We start from the raw sequence: 18,654 nt of genomic DNA, 5'->3' as shown, positions 1-18,654 counted from the left end.
ATGAATTTCCACGAGGTAAGATTTCCCGCCAGCCTGAGCTTTGGTTCGGTCGGCGGCCCCGAGCGGCGCACAGATATCGTGACGCTGGCCAACGGGTTCGAAGAACGCAACACGCCTTGGACGCATTCCCGTCGCCGCTATGACGCCGGGCTGGGGATGCGATCATTGGACGATATCGAGACGCTGGTTTCGTTTTTCGAAGCCCGTCAGGGGCAGATGTTCGGTTTTCGCTGGAAAGACTGGTCGGATTACAAATCCGGGGCTGCGACCGCAGACGTGGCAATGGATGATCAGGTCATTGCTCGTGGTGACGGTACAAGCACCGAGTTTCAGCTGGTCAAAACCTACAGCTCGGGCGGGTTCAGCTATGTCCGCCCAATCGTCAAACCGGTTTTGGGTACCGTGCGGATCGGTTTAGAACAGGATCAAATGCGCGAAGGCGTAGATTTTGAAGTGGATCTAAACAGCGGTCTGATCACGTTTACAGCGCCGCCGCCTGAAGAGGTGGAAGTCACCGCCGGGTTTGAGTTTGACGTCCCGGTTCGTTTTGACACCGACAAGATTCAGACCAGTGTCGCTAGTTTTCAAGCGGGCGACGTACCCAACGTTCCAGTGGTCGAGGTACGTGTCTGATGAGCGGTGATAAGCAAGGGCTGCAGACCCATCTGCAAACAGGGTTGACCACAACCTGCCGATGCTGGGCGATCCGGCGTGAGGACGGGCAGGAATACGGTTTCACCGATCATGACATGGTACTGAGCTTTGACGGGATGACCTTCAAGGCCAGCACGGGCCTGACGGCCACGGCTATCGAACAAGCCACCGGACTGTCCGTCGACAACTCTGAGGCCATGGGGGCCTTGTCCGATGCCGCGGTCACAGAAGAAGACATCGAAGCCGGTCGGTTCGACAATGCTCAGGTCCGGGCGTGGCTGGTCAACTGGGCCAAGCCTGAACAGCGTTTTCTGCAATTCAAAGGCTCGATCGGTGAGATGCGCCGCGCAGGTGGTGCATTTCACGCCGAATTGCGCGGTTTGACCGACCTGCTCAACCGACCGATGGGCAGGGTTTACCAGAAACCTTGTACGGCAGTTCTGGGGGACGGTGATTGCAAGTTCAATCTCGGCGCGCCAGAGTATCAGGCCGAGGCTGAAGTGGTCGCTTTAATTGCCGGCACTGTCCTGCAATTGAAAGGGGCAGAAGCACCGAATGAAGCCTGGTTCAGGCGGGGCAGATTGGATGTTTTGTCCGGGCGGGCAACCGGGTTGTGGGCCGCAATCAAACAGGACGACCGGATCGTGGGTGGGCGCAATGTTACGCTTTGGTCCGGGATCAGCGGCGGCCTGGCCGTCGGGGACCGGGTAAAGCTGACAGCAGGGTGCAACAAAAGTATGCACACCTGCCGGAAAAAATTCAATAACATCATCAACTTTCAGGGGTTTCCTGACCTGCCCGGTGAAGACTGGGTAATGGCGGTGCCCAAGCAAGGCAATCCCAACACTGGGGGAAGCAGACGATGAGCGGCCATAGGCAGGATATTGTCGACGAGGCGCGCGGTTGGTTGGGAACGCCTTACGTGCATCAGGCTTCGGTCAAAGGGGTGGGTACGGATTGTCTGGGCCTTTTGCGTGGTGTGTGGCGCGCGCTGCTGGGGCACGAACCCGAAACGGTGCCGAGCTATAGCATGGACTGGTCTGAGCCGCAGGGCGAAGAGCGCATGTGGGCAGCGGCCCGCCGTCACCTGATTGAAAAGAACCCCAGTTCTGCGAAGGCGGGCGATGTTTTGTTGTTCCGTATGCGCGATGGGCGTGTTGCCAAGCATGTTGGTATCGTCAGCGAAACCGCACCCGCGCTGCGGTTTATTCACGCCTATTCCGGCTATGGCGTCGTGGAAAACACGCTTAGTGATCCCTGGCGCCGCCGGGTGGTCGCCTGTTTTGAATTCCCGCTGGAGGATATGTGATGGCTACAATAATTCTGTCTGCGGCAGGAGCCGCGGTCGGCGGAGCGATTGGCGGCACTGTTGCCGGGCTGTCGACCGCGGTGATCGGCCGCGCCATTGGGGCAACGCTGGGCCGGGTCATCGACCAGCGGTTAATGAGCCAGTCGGTCATGGGCGGCGGCAGCGAAGTGGTCGAAACCGGGCGCTTGGACCGTTTCCGCCTGACCGAATCCGGAGAGGGTTCTCCGGTCGCTACGGTTTTCGGGCGTATGCGGGTGGGTGGTCAAGTTATCTGGGCGTCGGATTTTCTGGAAACCAAAAGCACAAGCACAACCTCGCAGGGTGGCGGAGGTGGCAAGGGATCTCCGAAATCGCCCGAAGTCACAACAACCACGCACAGCTACAGCTATTCGATTTCTCTGGCCATTGCGGTAGGGGCGGGGCAAATTTCGGACGTCCCGCGCATTTGGGCTGATGGAGAGGAACTGGAGCTCTCAACCCTGAACATGCGTATCTATCGGGGGAACGACCATCAATTGCCGGACCCTCTGATCGAAGCCATTGAGGGCGCGGGCAACGTTCCGGCCTATCGTGGCACGGCTTATGTTGTGATTGAAGGTTTGCAACTGGCGCCGTTTGGAAACAGGGTGCCGCAATTTTCATTCGAAGTCGTACGTCAGGAACAGCCGGGATTGCCGGATACGCCGGATGCCCTGTTCAAGACCATCCGGGGCGTTGCCCTGATGCCGGGCACCGGTGAATATGCGCTGGCCAGCGAACAGATCAATTACACAAAAGGGCGTGGGCAAAGCTGGGCGGCGAATGTCAACTCTGCCTCGGGGAGGCCGGACCTGGTGACCTCGACCCGGGCGCTGCAACGTGAGTTGCCTTCCTGCGAGGCGGCCTCTTTGATCGTGTCGTGGTTTGGCGATGACTTGCGGTGCGGGCAATGTCAAATTCAGCCCAAGGTTTTGCGCAAAGACATCGAAGGCAAGAACATGCCCTGGAGCGTGGCAGGTGTGACCCGACAGACCGCCCAAGCTGTCAGGTACGAAAATGACCGCCCCGCCTATGGCGCAACCCCTGCGGATCAATCCGTAGTTCAGGCAATCCGGCATATGAAAAGTATTGGCAAACGGGTTATGTTTTATCCGTTTATCCTGATGGATCAATTGCAAGGCAACGGTTTGCCAGACCCGTGGTCGGATGCAGCCAACCAGCCGCATTTGCCTTGGCGGGGGCGCATCACGCTTAGCACCGCGCCCGGTCGGCAAGGATCACCGGATCAAACGGCAACGGCCGACGCGCAGGTGGCCGCGTTCTTTGGACAAGCACGCGCCAGTGACTTTGCCGTTGGCGACGGCGAAGTGACCTATAGCGGCCCTCAGGAATGGGGTTTGCGCCGCTTCATTCTGCATTATGCGGCATTGTGTAAAGCTGCTGGAGGGGTAGAGTCTTTTTGCATCGGTTCCGAAATGCGCGGGCTGACCCAAATCCAAGGTCTGACCGGCTTTCCCGCCGTTTCCCAAATGCAAGCCTTGGCCGCCGAAGTGCGCGAAATCTTGGGACCAGGCACAAAAATCGGGTACGCATCGGATTGGAGCGAGTATTTCGGCTATCAGCCGAACGATGGAACCGGGGACCGTTATTTTCACCTTGATCCACTGTGGGCAGATGAAAACATCGATTTCGTCGGCATCGACAATTACATGCCCCTGTCGGATTGGCGGGATGGCGAGGATCACGTGGATCTGAAGGCCGGCACGGACGCGATCTATGACCTCGACTACCTTCGAGGCAATATCGAAGGCGGAGAAGGCTATGACTGGTATTATGCCTCGCCGGAAGAGGCCGAAGCCCAGATAAGAACGCCGATCACGGATGAGGAGCATGATGAGGCATGGGTTTGGCGTTACAAGGACCTTCGCAATTGGTGGTCGAACCGGCATCACGAACGCATTGGCGGTGTGCGTCAATCGAACCCGACCGATTGGGTGCCTGGCTCAAAACCTATCTGGTTTACGGAACTGGGTTGCGCGGCCATCGACAAAGGAACCAATCAGCCGAACAAGTTTCTTGACCCGAAATCCTCGGAATCCAGCCTGCCGAAATACTCTTCCGGTCGGCGCGATGATTTCATGCAGGTCCAGTACTTGAAAGCGATGTATGGCTACTGGTCTGATCCGGCAATCAACCCGCTTTCGGATCAATATGATGGTCGGATGGTGGATATGGCGAACGCCTATGTCTGGGCATGGGATGCGCGTCCGTTTCCAACGTTTCCGAACCTGCGAAGCCAGTGGAGCGACGGGGCGAACTATCCCCGAGGTCATTGGTTGAATGGACGGTCAGGCACGCGGACTCTGGCCTCTGTGGTCACTGAAATCTGCCACGGAGCCGGAGTAACGGATATCGACGTGTCGCGTCTGGAGGGCGTCGTACGGGGCTATCTGGTTCAAGATGTCTCCAGCGCGCGCGCGGCATTGCAGCCCTTGATGCTGCGTTATGGGTTTGATGCGATTGAACGGGATGGTGTGCTGCTGTTTCAGATGCGCGACGGTCGCAAGGTGGTCGGATTGGATACAGACGATCTGGCAGACAGCTCTGATATCGAAGGCCGCGTGGAATATCGCAGAGAAGCCGAGGCCGAAATGACAGGCCGCGTTCGGTTGCGCTTTGTACAATCTGACGCCGATCATGATGTTGTGTCAGAAGAGGCCATCTTGCCGGACACTCGAACGCATTCGGTGGCCGTGAACGAGATGCCTCTATCGCTGACACGCGCCGAAGGCCGCCAAACCGCTGAACGCTGGCTAAGCGAGGCGCGGGTCTCACGCGAGACAGCGCGCTTTGCATTGCCGCCGTCGATGTTGCATCTGGGGGCGGGTGACGTCGTGAGCCTGACCAAAGACGGGCAGAGTTCACGCTATCGCATCGACCGGCTAGAGCAGGCCGATCTGCAACTGGCCGAGGCAGTGCGCATCGAACCCGGCGTCTATGCGCCATCTGATCTGCCTGACGATCAAGTGTCGATCAAACCCTTTGTGGCACCGGTTCCTGTTTTGCCTGTGTTCCTGGATTTGCCGTTGCTGACCGGGTCCGAAGCCCCACATGCCCCATACCTTGCCACGTCGGCCAATCCTTGGCCCGGTGGCGTTGCAGTCTTTTCAGCGGCCAGCGACGAAGATTATGCGCTGCAAGAGGTGATCTCGGGGCAAGCGGTAATTGGATTTACCGAAACCCCGCTGAGACGGGCAAGCGCCGGTGTCTGGGATGAAGGAATGCCGCTGCGCGTCAATCTAGTTGATGGCCTGCTGGAATCGCGTCCTCGGGATGCGTTGCTGAACGGGGCCAATCTGGCCGCGATCGGTGATGGAACACCCGGCAATTGGGAGCTGTTCCAATTCGCCGACGCTACGCTGCAAGAAACGGGCATCTATACATTGTCCGGTCGCTTGCGCGGTCAGCTTGGGACGGATGCGATCATTCCCGATGTCTGGCCCGATGGGTCGATGTTCGTCCTGTTGGATCAGCGTGTTTACCAAACCAGCTTGTTGCGGTCCGAGCGGCGCGTGAGCAAGCACTACCGCATTGGTCCGGCAACGCGCGGGTATGATGACCCGTCCTATGTACATCTTGTCGAGGCGTTCGACGGCAACGGGTTGCGCCCATACGCACCGGTGCATCTGAAGGCGATGGGAACAGCCGCAGGTGATCAATTGTCGTGGATACGTCGAACCCGGCTGGATGGGGACGATTGGGCGGGGATTGAGGTTCCGCTGGCCGAGGAAAGCGAATCCTACCTTCTGCAAATACGAACCAACGGGACCCTGGTACGGGAACAGATCGTGAGCGTTCCAAACTGGACCTACACGTCGGCAATGAAAGCAGACGATGGGATCAACGGGCCTTATGAAGTCCACATTGCACAGGTTTCAGCCAGCTACGGAGCGGGACTATTCGCCCAAGTGACAGTCGGGTGATCCACTGAATGCGCCCTATCCTGCATGGAGATGTCGCGGCGGCGGCGCGGGCCTTGCTGGCCGCGCTGCCGCAGGATCGCGACCGCCTTTGTACACGTCTCATCCAAGAAGCTGCGCTGGCCGACCAATATGTCGGCCAGACGGGTAATCTTCATCCATTGTTCGGGAATGGATCTTTGATGGCAGCAGCGCGAAACAGGCGGCTGGCGGATGAACCCGGATTTGATGATGTGCAATATTGTCGCTGTTTCGAACTGGTTTTGCAGCATCTGATCCGGTTTCAGATCAGCCGGACGCACAACTGACGCATTTCGTGGCGGCAAGGTTCAGATTCAATCGACCGCCAGGAATCTCATCGCCGCAATCTTCGCAATACCCGAATTCTCCGTCATGTATGCGGTCCAGGGCGGCTTGTAACCGGTGCGTTTCGATATCCCGATTGGCCTGTTGTGCCTTGGCCATCGCCTGATTCTGCAGGGCATCCATTCTGCTAAGGCGGCCGACGGCCTGCTGATCAAGCTCAACAATGGCCTGAGCCTGCTTTTCCGCCGCGGAATGTTCTGAAAGTTCAGCCAATCTTTCCTGAATTTTCGCTTCATAGCCTGCCAAATCAGTTTCATTCATTTTCGTTACTCTGCCGATCACGGGTTTGCGTTTGGCGTTTTTCCCACTAAATGGCATTCTAGGCGCAGCAAAGGATCAAAAGCCATGTTGGAAAAGCGCAGTCAGGTTACTCCGGTCGACCCGGTTTGGAATCGTATCACGACCGAAGCTCATGCAGCGGTCGAAAGCGAACCATTGATGGGTGGTCTGGTTCACGCTTGCATCCTGCACCACCGAAGCCTTGAGCGGGCCCTCTCATACCGGGTGTCGGCCAAGCTGTGTTCGAACGAAATGTCGATGATGGTGCTGCGTGAAATCGTGGATGAAGCCTATGCGGATGACGCTTCGCTGCTTGAAGCGGCCCGTGCGGATCTGATGGCAGTCTATGAACGTGATCCGGCATGCCACCGATTGTTGCAGCCGATCCTTTATTTCAAAGGCTACCAGGCGATGCAGGCTTATCGCGTGGCGCATTGGCTGTGGAAAAAAGGGCGCCACGATCTAGCGTATTTCTTCCAGATGCGCTCGTCCGAGATTTTCGGGATCGACATTCACCCGGCGGCGAAAATTGGAAAGGGCATCATGATCGACCATGCCCATTCGATTGTCATTGGTGAAACAGCTATTGTTGGTGACAATGTCTCGATGCTGCATTCCGTAACGCTGGGTGGCACAGGTAAGGAAGAAGAGCAGCGCCACCCGACCATTGGTAACGGTGTGCTGATCGGGGCGGGGGCCAAGGTTCTGGGCAACATCGTAGTCGGCCATTGCAGCCGCATCGCAGCGGGTTCTGTGGTGCTGCAAGAAGTTCCTGCCTGCAAGACCGTGGCAGGTATTCCCGCAAAGATCGTCGGCGAGGCTGGGTGCGATCAGCCCTCGATCTCGATGGATCATATGCTGGGCAAAGACCAGTAATTCAACCTTAGTTCGAGCGGTTTTTCTTTCTGTTCAACCGCTCGAGCCGCTTTTCCTCGCGGCGCTTTTTGCGCGCCTCGATACGTTTGGCGCGCTCAGCTTTGCGCTTGGCGACTTCGGCGGGATCCGGGTTATAGGTCGAGTTCTCGCCCGGATAGCCGTTGGGTTTTGCGATCGCAGCAACGGGCAGCGACGTCGCCAACAATGAAACCACCAGAAAGCACTTGGCCGAGTTCACGAGGGTCATGGGGCACCTTTGCATCAGAACTATCAATGCAATCAAGGTGGTCTGTTGCGTGTGTCTGAACAACTATCGCAGTGATCACGACTGCTCACAACATGGCAGTGATTTGGTAGGCCACGCCAGGGAATGATCCGGCGTGGCCTGTGTTCAAAAGGCTTTACGCCAGCATAACCATGGGGTTTTCAAGGTTATCGACGATGGCTTGCAGCAATTCCGCACCCAACGCGCCATCAATGACCCGGTGATCCACTGACATGGTGACCGACATGACTGTGGCAACGGTAAGTTCGCCATCGTCGCCGACAACCGGTTTTTTGACGCCCGAGCCCACGGCCAGAATGCCGGCGTGAGGCGGGTTCACAATGGCGTCGAAATTGTCGATGCCGAACATACCCAGGTTCGAGATGGCAAATGTGCCGCCCTGATACTCGTGCGGTGCCAGTTTGCGTTCACGGGCGCGACCCGCAAGGTCTTTCATCTCGGTCGACAGGGCCGACAGGGATTTGGTGTCGGCATCCTGCAGAACCGGTGTGAACAGGCCCCCCTCAATAGCAACCGCAACGGCCACATCCGAAGGTTTCAGCTGCAGAACTCGGTCTTCCGCCCAGACGGCATTGCATTGCGGTACTTGCTGCAGGGCGTTGGCGACGGCCTTGATGATGAAGTCGTTGACACTCAGCTTTATGCCTCGGCCTTCCAGCTGTTTGTTCAACTGGCCGCGGAACTTGAGCAGCGCGTCGAGCTTGATGTCGCGGCGCAAGTAGAAATGCGGGATGGTTTGTTTGGCCTCGGACAGGCGCGCGGCGATGGTCTTGCGCATACCGTCCAGCTTGACCTCTTCATACTCTCGCCCTTCGTACATGCGGGCCACGGCATCTGCCGAGGGACCAGCCGGTGCCGCAGCGGGTGCGGGTGCCGTAGCAGGGGCCGAAGCGGTAGCAGTGGCCGGAGCAGCCGTGGCGCTTTCGACATCTGCCTTGACGATGCGGCCATGCGGACCGGACCCTGCGATTTGCGTCAGGTCCAGACCTTTTTGTGCCGCAATCCGGCGGGCCAGCGGAGATGCAAAGATACGACCGCCATCCGCCTTGGCCGGAGCAGCTGGGGCAGGGGCGGGCGCCTCGGATACCGCTGGCGCGGCGGCCTCGTTGCCCGCGGCGGCTGTGGGGGCAGCCGCAGGTGCGGCGATGGGCGTGGACGCGATATCATCGGCGCTTTCGCCATCTTCCAGCAGAACTGCGATGGCGGTGTTGACCTTAACCCCTTCGGTGCCTTCGGGGATCAGGATCTTGCCGATGGTGCCTTCGTCGACGGCTTCGAACTCCATCGTGGCCTTGTCGGTTTCGATCTCGGCCAGCAGGTCACCGGACGAGACGGTATCGCCTTCCTTGACCAGCCATTTGGCAAGCGTGCCTTCTTCCATCGTCGGTGACAGGGCGGGCATCAGAATTTCTGTGGGCATCTATCTGTCGCTCCTTACCGGTAAGTCACTTGTTTGACAGCGGCGATCACCTCATCGGTGGTGATCAGAGCCAACTTTTCAAGGTTGGCGGCGTAGGGCATTGGCACATCCTTGCCGGTGCAATTAATGATGGGCGCGTCGAGGTAGTCGAACGCCTCCTGCATTACTACGGACGAGATGTAGCTGCCGACCGAACCTTGCGGCCAGCCTTCTTCTACGGTCACCAGGCGGTTGGTTTTCATCACTGAGTTGATGATCGCGCCGGTATCCATGGGGCGGATGGTGCGCAAGTCGATCACTTCGGCGTTGATGCCTTCCTCGGCCAGCTTGTCGGCTGCTTCCAATGCGAACTGCATGCCGATGCCAAAGCTGACGATGGTCACGTCCGAGCCTTCGCGCCAGATACGGGCTTTGCCCAAAGGGATGGCCAGGTCATCGACCTGTGGCATATCGAAGGAGCGGCCATAGAGGATTTCGTTTTCCAGGAAGACCACAGGGTTGGGATCGCGGATCGCTGATTTCAGCAGGCCTTTGGCGTCGGCTGCAGAATAGGGCATCACTACCTTCAGGCCGGGGACCTGCATGTACCATGCGGCATAGTCCTGAGAGTGCTGTGCGGCCACGCGGGCAGCGGCACCGTTAGGGCCACGGAACACGATGGGGCAGCCCATCTGACCACCGGACATATAGAGCGTCTTGGCGGCCGAGTTGATGATCTGGTCCATCGCCTGCATGGCGAAGTTGAAAGTCATGAACTCGACAATCGGTTTCAACCCGCCAAAGGCAGAGCCAACCGCGATACCGGCGAAGCCATGTTCGGTGATTGGGGTGTCGATCACGCGCTTGGACCCGAATTCGTCCAGCAAGCCTTGGGAAATCTTGTAAGCGCCCTGATATTCGGCGACCTCTTCGCCCATCAGGTAGACATCTTCGTCGCGGCGCATCTCTTCGGCCATGGCGTCGCGCAGGGCTTCGCGGACCGTTTCAGATTTCATCTCGGCGTCGGCAGGCCAATCGGGTGACAGATCAACAACTGGTGCTGCCGCCGCCGTGGATGGAGCGGGGGCCTCAACCGCCGCTGGGGCGGCCTCGGCCACCGCTGCGGCTGCAGGCGCAGCCGCGGGCAGGGCCGAGGCGTCTTCGCCTTCCTCGACCAGAACCGCGATTGGGGTGTTAACCTTGACCCCTTCGGTGCCTTCCGCGATCAGGATCTTGCCGACGATGCCTTCATCGACCGCTTCGAATTCCATTGTCGCCTTGTCGGTTTCAATTTCGGCCATGATGTCGCCGGAAGAAACGGTATCGCCTTCCTTGACCAGCCATTTGGCCAATGTGCCCTCTTCCATCGTGGGCGAGAGTGCGGGCATGAGAATTTCGGTTGCCATGTCTTAATCGTCCTCTCAGGCGTAGATATCTGTCCAGAGCTCATCCAGCGACGGCTCGGGGCTTTCTTTCGAGAATTCGGCGGCCTGGTTGACGATCTCTTTGATCTCTTTGTCGATCGCCTTCAGATCCTCCTCGGTCGCGTGTTTGCCGGTCAGCAACAGCTCCCGCACATGTTCGATCGGGTCGCTTTGTTCACGAACCTTCTGAACCTCTTCGCGGGTGCGGTACTTGGCCGGGTCGGACATCGAGTGGCCCCGATAGCGATAGGTCTTGATTTCCAGAATGTAGGGGCCTTTGCCTGCGCGGCAGTGCGCGACGGCTTTTTCTCCTGCGGCTTTAACCGCCAGAACATCCATGCCGTCGACCATTTCGCCCGGTATCCCAAAGGCTTGACCTCGGTGGTAGATGTCAGCGGAAGACGTCGAACGCGCCTGAGCGGTGCCCATGGCATACTGGTTGTTCTCGATCACGAACACCACCGGCAGTTCCCACAGCGCGGCCATGTTGAAGGTCTCATAGACTTGACCCTGGTTCGCTGCGCCATCACCGAAATAGGTGAAGGTCACACCGCCGTTTCCCTTGTACTTGTCGGCAAAAGCCAGACCTGCACCCAATGGCACCTGCGCGCCAACGATACCGTGGCCGCCGTAGAAGTGCTTCTCTTTCGAGAACATGTGCATCGAGCCGCCCTTACCTTTGGACAACCCGCCTTCGCGCCCGGTCAGTTCGGCCATCACACCGCCCGGCTCCATCCCACATGCCAGCATGTGGCCGTGGTCGCGGTATGAGGTGATGCGCTTGTCACCTTCCTTGGCTGCGGCCTCAAGGCCCACAACGACAGCTTCTTGCCCGATATACAGGTGGCAGAACCCGCCAATCAGGCCCATGCCGTAAAGCTGACCTGCTTTTTCTTCGAATCGGCGGATCAAAAGCATTTCGCGGTAGTAGGTTTTAAGCTCTTCCGCAGAAACATTTGGTTTCTTTGTGGTTTTTCGCGCAGCCATCGTGGCGATCTCCCCCTTCCGGACAGATAGTTTAGCGTTAAACTATCTCATAGAGCATTTCCGGCAATCTGGCGAGAGTAAATATGACGCATCGTCATTTCGCGCGGCTTCAGGCCGGGGGAACCTTCTGGCAAAGTTGGATTTCCAAGAAAAATGTCGGTCCGGCTTAGCGGATGACAATTTCGTCCGAACGGATCATGCCAAGAACCGAGCGGGCCTGCTGATCCAGCAGATCGAGGTCCAAATAAGTGTCGGACAAACGGCGGGTCAGGTTATCCATCTCGGCGATCTCGGCCTTAAGCTTGGCCAGGTCTTGTGACAGGGCGTCCCGTTCCGCTGCAATCTCGACCCGTCTGAATAGGCCATAGTCGCCCTGCACGGCGGCGAAGGTGAAATACACACCCAGCATGAAAGCCACCATGAAGAATACAACTGCGCCCAAACCGGGCCGATGGGAACGGGACACTCTGTTTACCGCCGTATGAAGTCTGCCTCAAAAACGTGCCCTTTGCGGGCATCTGTTCGCACTATGTCACAGGTGATTCGGCTTGTGAATCCCTTGATTCGCACTTTTTCGCGAATGGTCGGATTAAGTTTCTCAGCGCGCAGACTTAAGGATCTGATTGCGCGTCAGGGTTTGTTGTTCCATGCAAGCCCAATAGAACATGGGCGCCGCGCTGCCGTCACTATCCAGTTCCGGGTTGCAGGCTGCGTCGCGCGCTTTCAGCCAGGCGCGCTGTTCGTCCAATAGGGCCTGACCGTTTCCACGTGCATCGGCCATTGGTTTGACCTCAGCCCAGATACGGTTCAGTTCGCGATCAGCGATTTCCCACTTTTCCTTGGCGCAGAAATTGGCGTCGAGTTGCGTTTGCCCTTCGCAGCTGGATTGTGCCGCAGAGTAGGCAGGTATCAATATGGCGACCAGGCAGACTATGAACCTCATGACAAAATCTCCGATTCAACAAGGAGAGACTACCATGAGGCCCGAAATGCGACCAATTTTGACCTTACGCCTGACCTTCTAGGGCGGCGACGCCGGGTAGGGTTTTTCCTTCCATCCATTCCAGGAACGCGCCGCCAGCGGTCGAGATATACGAGAAATCCTTGGCCGCACCGGATGCATTCAGCGCCGCGACTGTGTCACCGCCGCCAGCGACCGAAACCAGCTGTCCCGACCGTGTCAGCGCCGCCGCTTTTAGGGCCGCTGCATTGGTGGCGGTGTCAAAGGGTTCGATCTCGAACGCGCCCAGCGGGCCGTTCCAGATCAGGGTCTGGCTCTGACCAAATATGTCCGTAATGGTCGTTACGCTTTCGGGACCAGCGTCCAGGATCATTCCGTCTTCGGTGCATTGATCGGCTGGCAACACCTGATGTGGGGCATTTGCCTCGAATTTCTCGGCGACCACAACGTCCGAAGGCAATACGATCTTACAGCCCGAGGTTTCAGCCTTGGTCAAGATCTCGGCTGCGGTGTCCTTCATCGCTGTTTCCGCCAATGATTTGCCAACGCTAACTCCCTGAGCGACCAAAAACGTATTCGCCATACCGCCACCGATCACCAGGTAATCAACCTTGTCAATCAAGTTGCCCAGCAGTTCTAGCTTGGTTGATACCTTTGCCCCACCAACAACCGCTGTCACAGGGCGCTTGGGCGCACCCAGTGCGCCTTCCAACGCTTCCAGCTCGGCCTGCATTAGGCGACCGGCACAGGCGGGCAGCAACCGCGCGATGGCCTCGGTCGAGCTGTGGGCGCGGTGGGCGGCTGAGAACGCGTCGTTGCAATAGACATCGCCCAGCTTAGCCATGCCCGCGGCCAGATCGGCGTCGTTCTTGGTTTCAGCGGCGTGAAAGCGGGTATTCTCCAGCAGCAGCACCTGACCGGGCTTCAGGGCTTCGGCGGCCAGATCAGCCTCGGTGCCGACGCAATCTGCGGCGAATAGAACTTCGGTGCCGAAGGCGGCTTCAAGCGTGGGGATCAATTGTTTGAGCGACAGGTTCTCGCGCCGCTCGCCACCAGGGCGACCGAAATGGGCCAGCAGAATGGGCTTGCCGCCTGCTGCGAGGATATCGCGCACGGTGGGGACGATACGCTGAATACGGGTCGCATCGGTCACAACCCCGTCAACAACCGGCACGTTGATATCGACGCGCACCAGCACGCGTTTGCCGTTCAGGTCCATATCGTCCAGAGTTTTCCAGCCCATCGCTCTATCCTTGCCATTACAACAGATTCAGGCGGTTCTTTTCCTGCATTTTGCCTTCAGGTCAATGCGTCACTTGGCATTCACGCGCGTGGCGCATAGGTATTTGCGCAAGATAAACGACAGGAGGGCCTCATGGCCGAGATCAAGGATCCCGAAAACACGATCATCATGGAACTGAAAGACGGCAATGTCGTCATCGAGCTGCTGCCGGATGTTGCCCCGCAGCACAGCGCCCGGATGAAGGAACTGGCGCGTGGTGGTGAGTATGACAACGTGGCCTTCCACCGTGTGATCGACGGTTTCATGGCGCAAACCGGCGACGTGCAGCACGGCGACATGGAAGACGGGTTCAACCTGCGTATGGCGGGTACTGGCGGCTCGTCTTTGCCGAACGTCCCGGCAGAATTCTCGAAGCTGCCACATGACCGTGGCACCTTGGGAGCGGCCCGTTCGCAAAACCCGGACTCGGCCAACTCGCAGTTTTTCATCAACTTCAAGGACAACCATTTCCTGAATGGCCAGTACACCGTTTACGGCCGCGTCATCGACGGGATGGAGCATGTTGACGCCATCGTGCGTGGCGAGCCGCCTGCAAGCCCCGACCGCATGATCAGCGTCAAGGTTGCGTCTGATGTATAAGCTGGCCGCCGCTTTTGCCCTGCTAACCAGCCCTGCGCTGGCCACGGGCCTGCAGATCGAGATCGAAGGTGAGGGCGCCAACGGCACCGTCACCGTTGACCTATTTGATGACATCGCCCCCAAACATGTCGAGCAGATCAGTGCTCTGGCCTCTGAGGGCAAGTATGACGGCGTGGTGTTCCACCGTGTCATCGACGGTTTCATGGCGCAAACCGGTGATGTTGAATTCGGCCGTATCGGTGGAGACATGCGTCGTGCCGGAACCGGTGGATCTGATCGCCCCGATTTGCCTGCAGAGTTCTCGGATTTCAACTATGACCGCGGTGTAGTCGGCATGGCGCGAGCGCAGGATCCAGACAGCGCGAATTCGCAGTTCTTCATCATGTTCGAACCGGGTCCGTTTCTGAACGGCCAATACACGGTTGTCGGTCAGGTCACTGACGGCATGGACGTGGTGGACGCGATTAAGCGCGGTGACGGCCCGAACGGCGCTGTGATCGGTCAACCGGACGTGATGAAAAAAGTCACCGTCACCGAATAATAAAAAAGCCCCGATGCGCATCGGCATCGGGGCTTTTTTGTCTCAGTCGTCACCCATCATTTGCCAAATCAGCGCCCCGATGGCTGCGCCGATAAGTGGGGCGACCCAGAACAGCCAGAGCTGCGCCAGCGCCGGGCCATCAGCAAACAGGGCCACGCCGGTAGAACGTGCCGGGTTGACCGACGTGTTGGTCACCGGGATCGAAATCAGGTGGATCAGGGTCAGGCAAAGGCCAATCGCGATCGGAGCGAACCCGTCAGGTGCAAAGTTGGATGTTGCGCCCAGTATGACCACAATGAAGAACGCGGTCATCACGATCTCGATCACCAATGCGGACATCATTGAATAACCTTCGGGTGACGCTTCGCCGTACCCGTTCGAGGCGAACCCGCCAACACCTTCGAACCCTGGTGCGCCGCTGACGATCAGGTACAAAACGGCCGCAGCAGCAATGGCGCCGATCACCTGCGCGATCCAATAGGGGATCAGTTCTTGCGCCGGGAACCTGCCTCCGATCATCAAGCCAAGGCTGACCGCCGGGTTGAAATGCCCGCCCGAGATATGTCCAACCGCGTATGCCATGGTCAGAACCGTCAGGCCGAAGGCAAAGGAAACGCCCAACCAGCCGATGCCTACGTCAGCAACGCCAGCCGCCAGAACGGCGCTGCCGCACCCGCCCAGTACCAGCCAGAATGTGCCGAAGAACTCGGCCATGAGTTTAGGTGCCATGAAAATCCCTCCTGAAAACACTGGTTTAAGCGTAATTCAAAAATCACAATTTGTGAAATGTTAGGATAAGGAGAAAATTCTCCAACTGTGTTCAGGGATGACTTTTCACGTCCCTGTTGGCTTCATTTCTTTGCGTTGTCCCAACTGGCTGGATCCAGTCGAAACAGCTTTGACAGCTGTTTGTAGACATCGGGAACAGCGGCCTTGAGCTGCCGGGGCTGTTCAAAAAACACCTCGACCGACACGGCAAAGAACTCTTCGTGACCCACGGCACCATAGGGATCGATAACCGTATGTTGGCTATGCTCGACTGCGCGAACGTGGGCGTCATAGGCTGTCAGGAAAACACGTTCCCACTCCGCAAAGCTCTGACCGTCGCTCAGGATCGGAACGCCGTTGGTGCCCCCAGACAGGTCATCGACCTGATGCGCAAACTCGTGCAGGACGACGTTCTGCCCATCGTGATCATTCGCGGCGCCTTGCTTGCTGTGCGACCACGACAGAATGACCGGCCCGCGATCCCAGCTTTCGCCGGTGCGTACGATCTCTTTTTCACTGACGACATAGCCATCTTGCCGCCGCTGACGTGATTTGAAGGCGCTAGGATAGATCAGGATGGTTGTCAGGTGATCGTACCAAAGGTCGCTGTTAACCAACAAAAGGCTGGCTTGCGCAGCAATGGCCAGCTCCATCTCTTCGGTGACCTCCAGCCCGTCGCAGCCGTGGAACTCCACCTGGTCCAGCAAAAGGTTCACCTTGCCGTCCAGCTTGGCCCGCAGATCGGCGGGAAGGCGGCGGATCAGTGGTACTTGCTGCTCGATCAGCCTGCGCTGGTGGTCGGTCAAGGGCGTGGCCAGCAGGGCCTGCCGCGCTTGGGACTTTGACCAGTGGCGGTACAGAAAGAAGCCCAAAATCAACAGAAGGATAGAGAAAAAGATCAACATGTCAGAACCCTATACCGACCACAGCAACCGGCAAGGGCAAAAGAAAAACGCCGCAGGCTGACCCGCGGCGTTTGCTTATTCAAATTTAGGGGCAGTGTTACTGCTTGACCTCGGCCGCCGGGTTGGCGCCCGACTTGCCGCTGCGGCCAGGATTCAGCGGGTCGTCCTGACGCTGCACTGAACCTTCGAAATGCGCGCCGCTTTCGATGGCGATGGTCTTGTGAATGATGTCGCCTTCGACACGGGCAGACGAGGTCAGGCGCACCTTTAGGCCACGCACGCGGCCCACGATGCGGCCGTTGATCACGACGTCATCAGCGGTGACTTCGCCCTTGATGGTCGCGGTTTCGCCGATGGTCAGCAGGTGCGCGCGGATGTCGCCTTCTACTGTGCCTTCGACCTGGATGTCGCCCGTGGTTTTCAGATTGCCTGTGATGTGCAGATCCGAGGACAGAACCGATGCCGGAGGTTTGGGCTTGGGTGCGGTGCTGGCCTTGGTTTCCGCCGGTGCAGGGGCAGCCGGTGTCGCCGGAGCAGCAGGTTTTGCTGTCTCGGGGGCGTCGGATGCGGGCTCGTTGATTTTGCTCTTAGAAAACATTTCTCGCAGCCTTAATGTAAGTCATTGGATTTCTTGGCACACCGTCGACGCGAACCTCATAGTGCAGATGCGTGCCGGTAGACCGTCCAGTGCTACCCATATCAGCAATATGATCCCCGCGCGAGACCCTTTGGCCAACCTTGACCCGGATCTTGGTATTATGAGCGTAAAGAGTCTCAACCCCGAACGCGTGCTTGATTTTCACCAGCCTGCCGAACCCGGATTGCCAGCCCGCATGGGTGACGATTCCGTCGGCGGTGGCAAAGATGTCGGTTCCGTGGGCACCGGCAAAATCCGCCCCATTGTGCATGCGCCGCCCCCCGGTTTTTGGATCCCGTCGCGTGCCAAAGCCGCTGGTAAAGCGCACCACATCATGCACCGGGCTGGCAAAGGGGGCTTTTTCGGCGGCAATGCGGTACAGGTTCAGCTGGTCCATCTGTTGCAGCAACACATTCGCGCGGATTTCGTCGGGGGTCAGGTCCTCTCCGCGCGTGCTGAACGAGATGGGGGTGAGGGGGCCACCCATGCCGCTATAGCCGCGGCGGACTTCTTCGATAATACGGTCGGTGGGCATGCCGGCCTGGCGGAACATTTTGTCCAGAGGCTCAACCGAGATAATCATCGCCTCTTCCAGCTGGCGGAAAATCTCGTCGCTGCGTTCCTGCATCAAACGGATTTCCAACTCAAGATCGTCGCGCTGCGCCAGAGCATCCTGTGCATCGGCGGCGATTTGGTCGCGCTCTTGTGCCGTCCGGACCAGAGCGTCGGTCATGAAATTCATTTGTTCCGGGTCGCCTGCGGCGGTCATATAAATGTCGCCGTCATCGGTCTCGACCTGCATGCTGGCCAGCTCGGTGCGGGCCTCTTCGCGCTGTTTCATCGTGGCGCGCAGGGTAGTCTGGATGACCTCGATCCCGGTCTCAAGCTCGCGGCGGCGGTTTTCCGACGCCAGCAGCTCCGATTGCATCGCCGAGATCTGTTCCAGCGCCGCGTTGAACCGGTCTTGCGCGGCCAGCGCTTCTTGCGCGCGGGCATCCCGTTCCGTCGACAGGATGTTCAGACGGTCTTGATAGGTCGCCTGATCCCGCTTGGCTTGCTCGCGGAAGTTACCCGATCCGATGCTGTCCATCAGCAAAATCGCCGTAGCGACTGTGGTCCAGCCAACAAACACCGCAACGCCGGCGACGGCGAATATCTGCGATTCCGAGCTGAGCCGGATAAACCGCGTGTCGTTGTCAGATTTCAGAAAGACTCGGCGTTCGGGAAAATGCCGCTCGAGCAGTGAGTGTAACTTAATTGCCAGACGTGTTCGCACGCGTCTTCACCTCTCATCCCCAAGATTCGGGACCGGTCGTGAGTGATAGCCGTCCCTTTGGCGAAGTGCATAGAGGGCACGCGTGATTTGGGCAAGTTTGTAAACTAGTTCACACATGAAACCGCGTTATTCCCGCCAAATCTCG

20 protein-coding genes are annotated in these 18,654 nt (G+C 58.2%); 8 read left to right on the top strand and 12 right to left on the bottom strand.

Annotation, left to right across the window (positions count from 1 at the left end; genetic code table 11):
- The 5 genes from ACR3EP_RS07005 to ACR3EP_RS06985 are packed head-to-tail and all read left to right on the top strand — an operon-like array spanning position 1 to position 6,230.
- Positions 1–633 (top strand): phage distal tail protein, Rcc01695 family, encoded by a 633-nt coding sequence (locus ACR3EP_RS07005; protein ID WP_480637006.1) that lies wholly within the window; start codon positions 1–3, stop codon positions 631–633.
- Positions 633–1,520 (top strand): DUF2163 domain-containing protein, encoded by an 888-nt coding sequence (locus ACR3EP_RS07000; protein WP_480637005.1) that lies wholly within the window; start codon positions 633–635, stop codon positions 1,518–1,520. The genes ACR3EP_RS07005 and ACR3EP_RS07000 overlap by 1 nt, the downstream gene beginning before the upstream one ends.
- Positions 1,517–1,963 carry an NlpC/P60 family protein gene (locus tag ACR3EP_RS06995; RefSeq protein WP_480637003.1) on the top strand — a complete coding sequence of 149 codons (447 nt, stop codon included), beginning with the start codon at positions 1,517–1,519 and terminating at the stop codon, positions 1,961–1,963. The genes ACR3EP_RS07000 and ACR3EP_RS06995 overlap by 4 nt, the downstream gene beginning before the upstream one ends.
- Positions 1,963–5,925: a baseplate multidomain protein megatron gene (locus ACR3EP_RS06990; protein ID WP_480637001.1), complete on the top strand. Its 3,963-nt coding sequence runs from the start codon at positions 1,963–1,965 to the stop codon at positions 5,923–5,925. The genes ACR3EP_RS06995 and ACR3EP_RS06990 overlap by 1 nt, the downstream gene beginning before the upstream one ends.
- 8 nt (positions 5,926–5,933) lie before the next feature.
- Complete coding sequence (locus ACR3EP_RS06985) at positions 5,934–6,230, top strand: DUF7742 family protein (protein ID WP_170349050.1); 297 nt, start codon at positions 5,934–5,936, stop codon at positions 6,228–6,230.
- On the opposite strand, the gene ACR3EP_RS06980 is transcribed toward ACR3EP_RS06985, so the two are convergent.
- Positions 6,211–6,549, bottom strand: coding sequence for a TraR/DksA family transcriptional regulator (locus ACR3EP_RS06980; protein WP_480636999.1), 339 nt, complete (start codon positions 6,547–6,549; stop codon positions 6,211–6,213). The two genes, ACR3EP_RS06985 and ACR3EP_RS06980, sit on opposite strands and share 20 nt — an antisense overlap.
- 84 nt (positions 6,550–6,633) lie before the next feature.
- Here ACR3EP_RS06980 and cysE point away from each other — a divergent pair, with 84 nt between their 5' ends.
- On the top strand, positions 6,634–7,443 hold the full coding sequence (gene cysE, locus ACR3EP_RS06975) for a serine O-acetyltransferase (protein WP_170358963.1): 810 nt from the start codon (positions 6,634–6,636) through the stop codon (positions 7,441–7,443).
- Positions 7,444–7,450: 7 nt separating this feature from the next.
- Here cysE and ACR3EP_RS06970 read toward each other — a convergent pair whose 3' ends face one another.
- The 7 genes from ACR3EP_RS06970 to ACR3EP_RS06940 form a co-directional block, all read right to left on the bottom strand.
- A complete protein-coding gene (locus tag ACR3EP_RS06970; RefSeq protein ID WP_170349047.1) occupies positions 7,451–7,690 on the bottom strand; it encodes a hypothetical protein in 240 nt (79 codons plus the stop codon).
- A gap of 154 nt (positions 7,691–7,844) precedes the next feature.
- Positions 7,845–9,149, bottom strand: a complete 1,305-nt coding sequence (locus ACR3EP_RS06965; RefSeq protein WP_480636997.1) for a pyruvate dehydrogenase complex dihydrolipoamide acetyltransferase — start codon at positions 9,147–9,149, stop codon at positions 7,845–7,847.
- Between the two features lie 14 nt (positions 9,150–9,163).
- Positions 9,164–10,534, bottom strand: a complete 1,371-nt coding sequence (locus ACR3EP_RS06960) for a pyruvate dehydrogenase complex E1 component subunit beta (protein WP_480636995.1) — start codon at positions 10,532–10,534, stop codon at positions 9,164–9,166.
- 15 nt (positions 10,535–10,549) lie between these two features.
- Positions 10,550–11,539, bottom strand: coding sequence for a pyruvate dehydrogenase (acetyl-transferring) E1 component subunit alpha (gene pdhA, locus ACR3EP_RS06955; protein WP_170349044.1), 990 nt, complete (start codon positions 11,537–11,539; stop codon positions 10,550–10,552).
- A 166-nt stretch (positions 11,540–11,705) separates the two neighbouring features.
- Positions 11,706–12,005, bottom strand: coding sequence for an FtsB family cell division protein (locus tag ACR3EP_RS06950; protein ID WP_170349043.1), 300 nt, complete (start codon positions 12,003–12,005; stop codon positions 11,706–11,708).
- A gap of 132 nt (positions 12,006–12,137) precedes the next feature.
- Positions 12,138–12,482, bottom strand: a complete 345-nt coding sequence (locus ACR3EP_RS06945; RefSeq protein WP_480636993.1) for a lysozyme inhibitor LprI family protein — start codon at positions 12,480–12,482, stop codon at positions 12,138–12,140.
- Positions 12,483–12,546: 64 nt separating this feature from the next.
- On the bottom strand, positions 12,547–13,743 hold the full coding sequence (locus ACR3EP_RS06940) for a phosphoglycerate kinase (protein ID WP_425080463.1): 1,197 nt from the start codon (positions 13,741–13,743) through the stop codon (positions 12,547–12,549).
- A gap of 132 nt (positions 13,744–13,875) precedes the next feature.
- Here ACR3EP_RS06940 and ACR3EP_RS06935 point away from each other — a divergent pair, with 132 nt between their 5' ends.
- Together ACR3EP_RS06935 and ACR3EP_RS06930 are read left to right on the top strand one after the other, a co-directional pair.
- Complete coding sequence (locus ACR3EP_RS06935; protein ID WP_170349040.1) at positions 13,876–14,382, top strand: peptidylprolyl isomerase; 507 nt, start codon at positions 13,876–13,878, stop codon at positions 14,380–14,382.
- Positions 14,375–14,923, top strand: coding sequence for a peptidylprolyl isomerase (locus ACR3EP_RS06930; RefSeq protein WP_170410218.1), 549 nt, complete (start codon positions 14,375–14,377; stop codon positions 14,921–14,923). Before ACR3EP_RS06935 ends, ACR3EP_RS06930 begins: the two co-directional genes overlap by 8 nt.
- A 42-nt stretch (positions 14,924–14,965) precedes the next feature.
- On the opposite strand, the gene aqpZ is transcribed toward ACR3EP_RS06930, so the two are convergent.
- The 4 genes from aqpZ to ACR3EP_RS06910 form a co-directional block, all read right to left on the bottom strand.
- Positions 14,966–15,652: an aquaporin Z gene (gene aqpZ, locus ACR3EP_RS06925; RefSeq protein ID WP_170358950.1), complete on the bottom strand. Its 687-nt coding sequence runs from the start codon at positions 15,650–15,652 to the stop codon at positions 14,966–14,968.
- Positions 15,653–15,774: 122 nt separating this feature from the next.
- A complete protein-coding gene (locus tag ACR3EP_RS06920) occupies positions 15,775–16,596 on the bottom strand; it encodes a M90 family metallopeptidase (protein WP_480636991.1) in 822 nt (273 codons plus the stop codon).
- A gap of 97 nt (positions 16,597–16,693) precedes the next feature.
- Positions 16,694–17,194, bottom strand: coding sequence for a bactofilin family protein (locus tag ACR3EP_RS06915; protein WP_170349036.1), 501 nt, complete (start codon positions 17,192–17,194; stop codon positions 16,694–16,696).
- A complete protein-coding gene (locus ACR3EP_RS06910) occupies positions 17,184–18,509 on the bottom strand; it encodes a DUF5930 domain-containing protein (protein ID WP_480636989.1) in 1,326 nt (441 codons plus the stop codon). The genes ACR3EP_RS06915 and ACR3EP_RS06910 overlap by 11 nt, the downstream gene beginning before the upstream one ends.
- Positions 18,510–18,654: the final 145 nt, after the last annotated feature.

It is taken from the genome of Ruegeria sp. BB10 (genome assembly GCF_056535725.1).
This window is presented reverse-complemented; position numbering and strand designations above follow the sequence as displayed.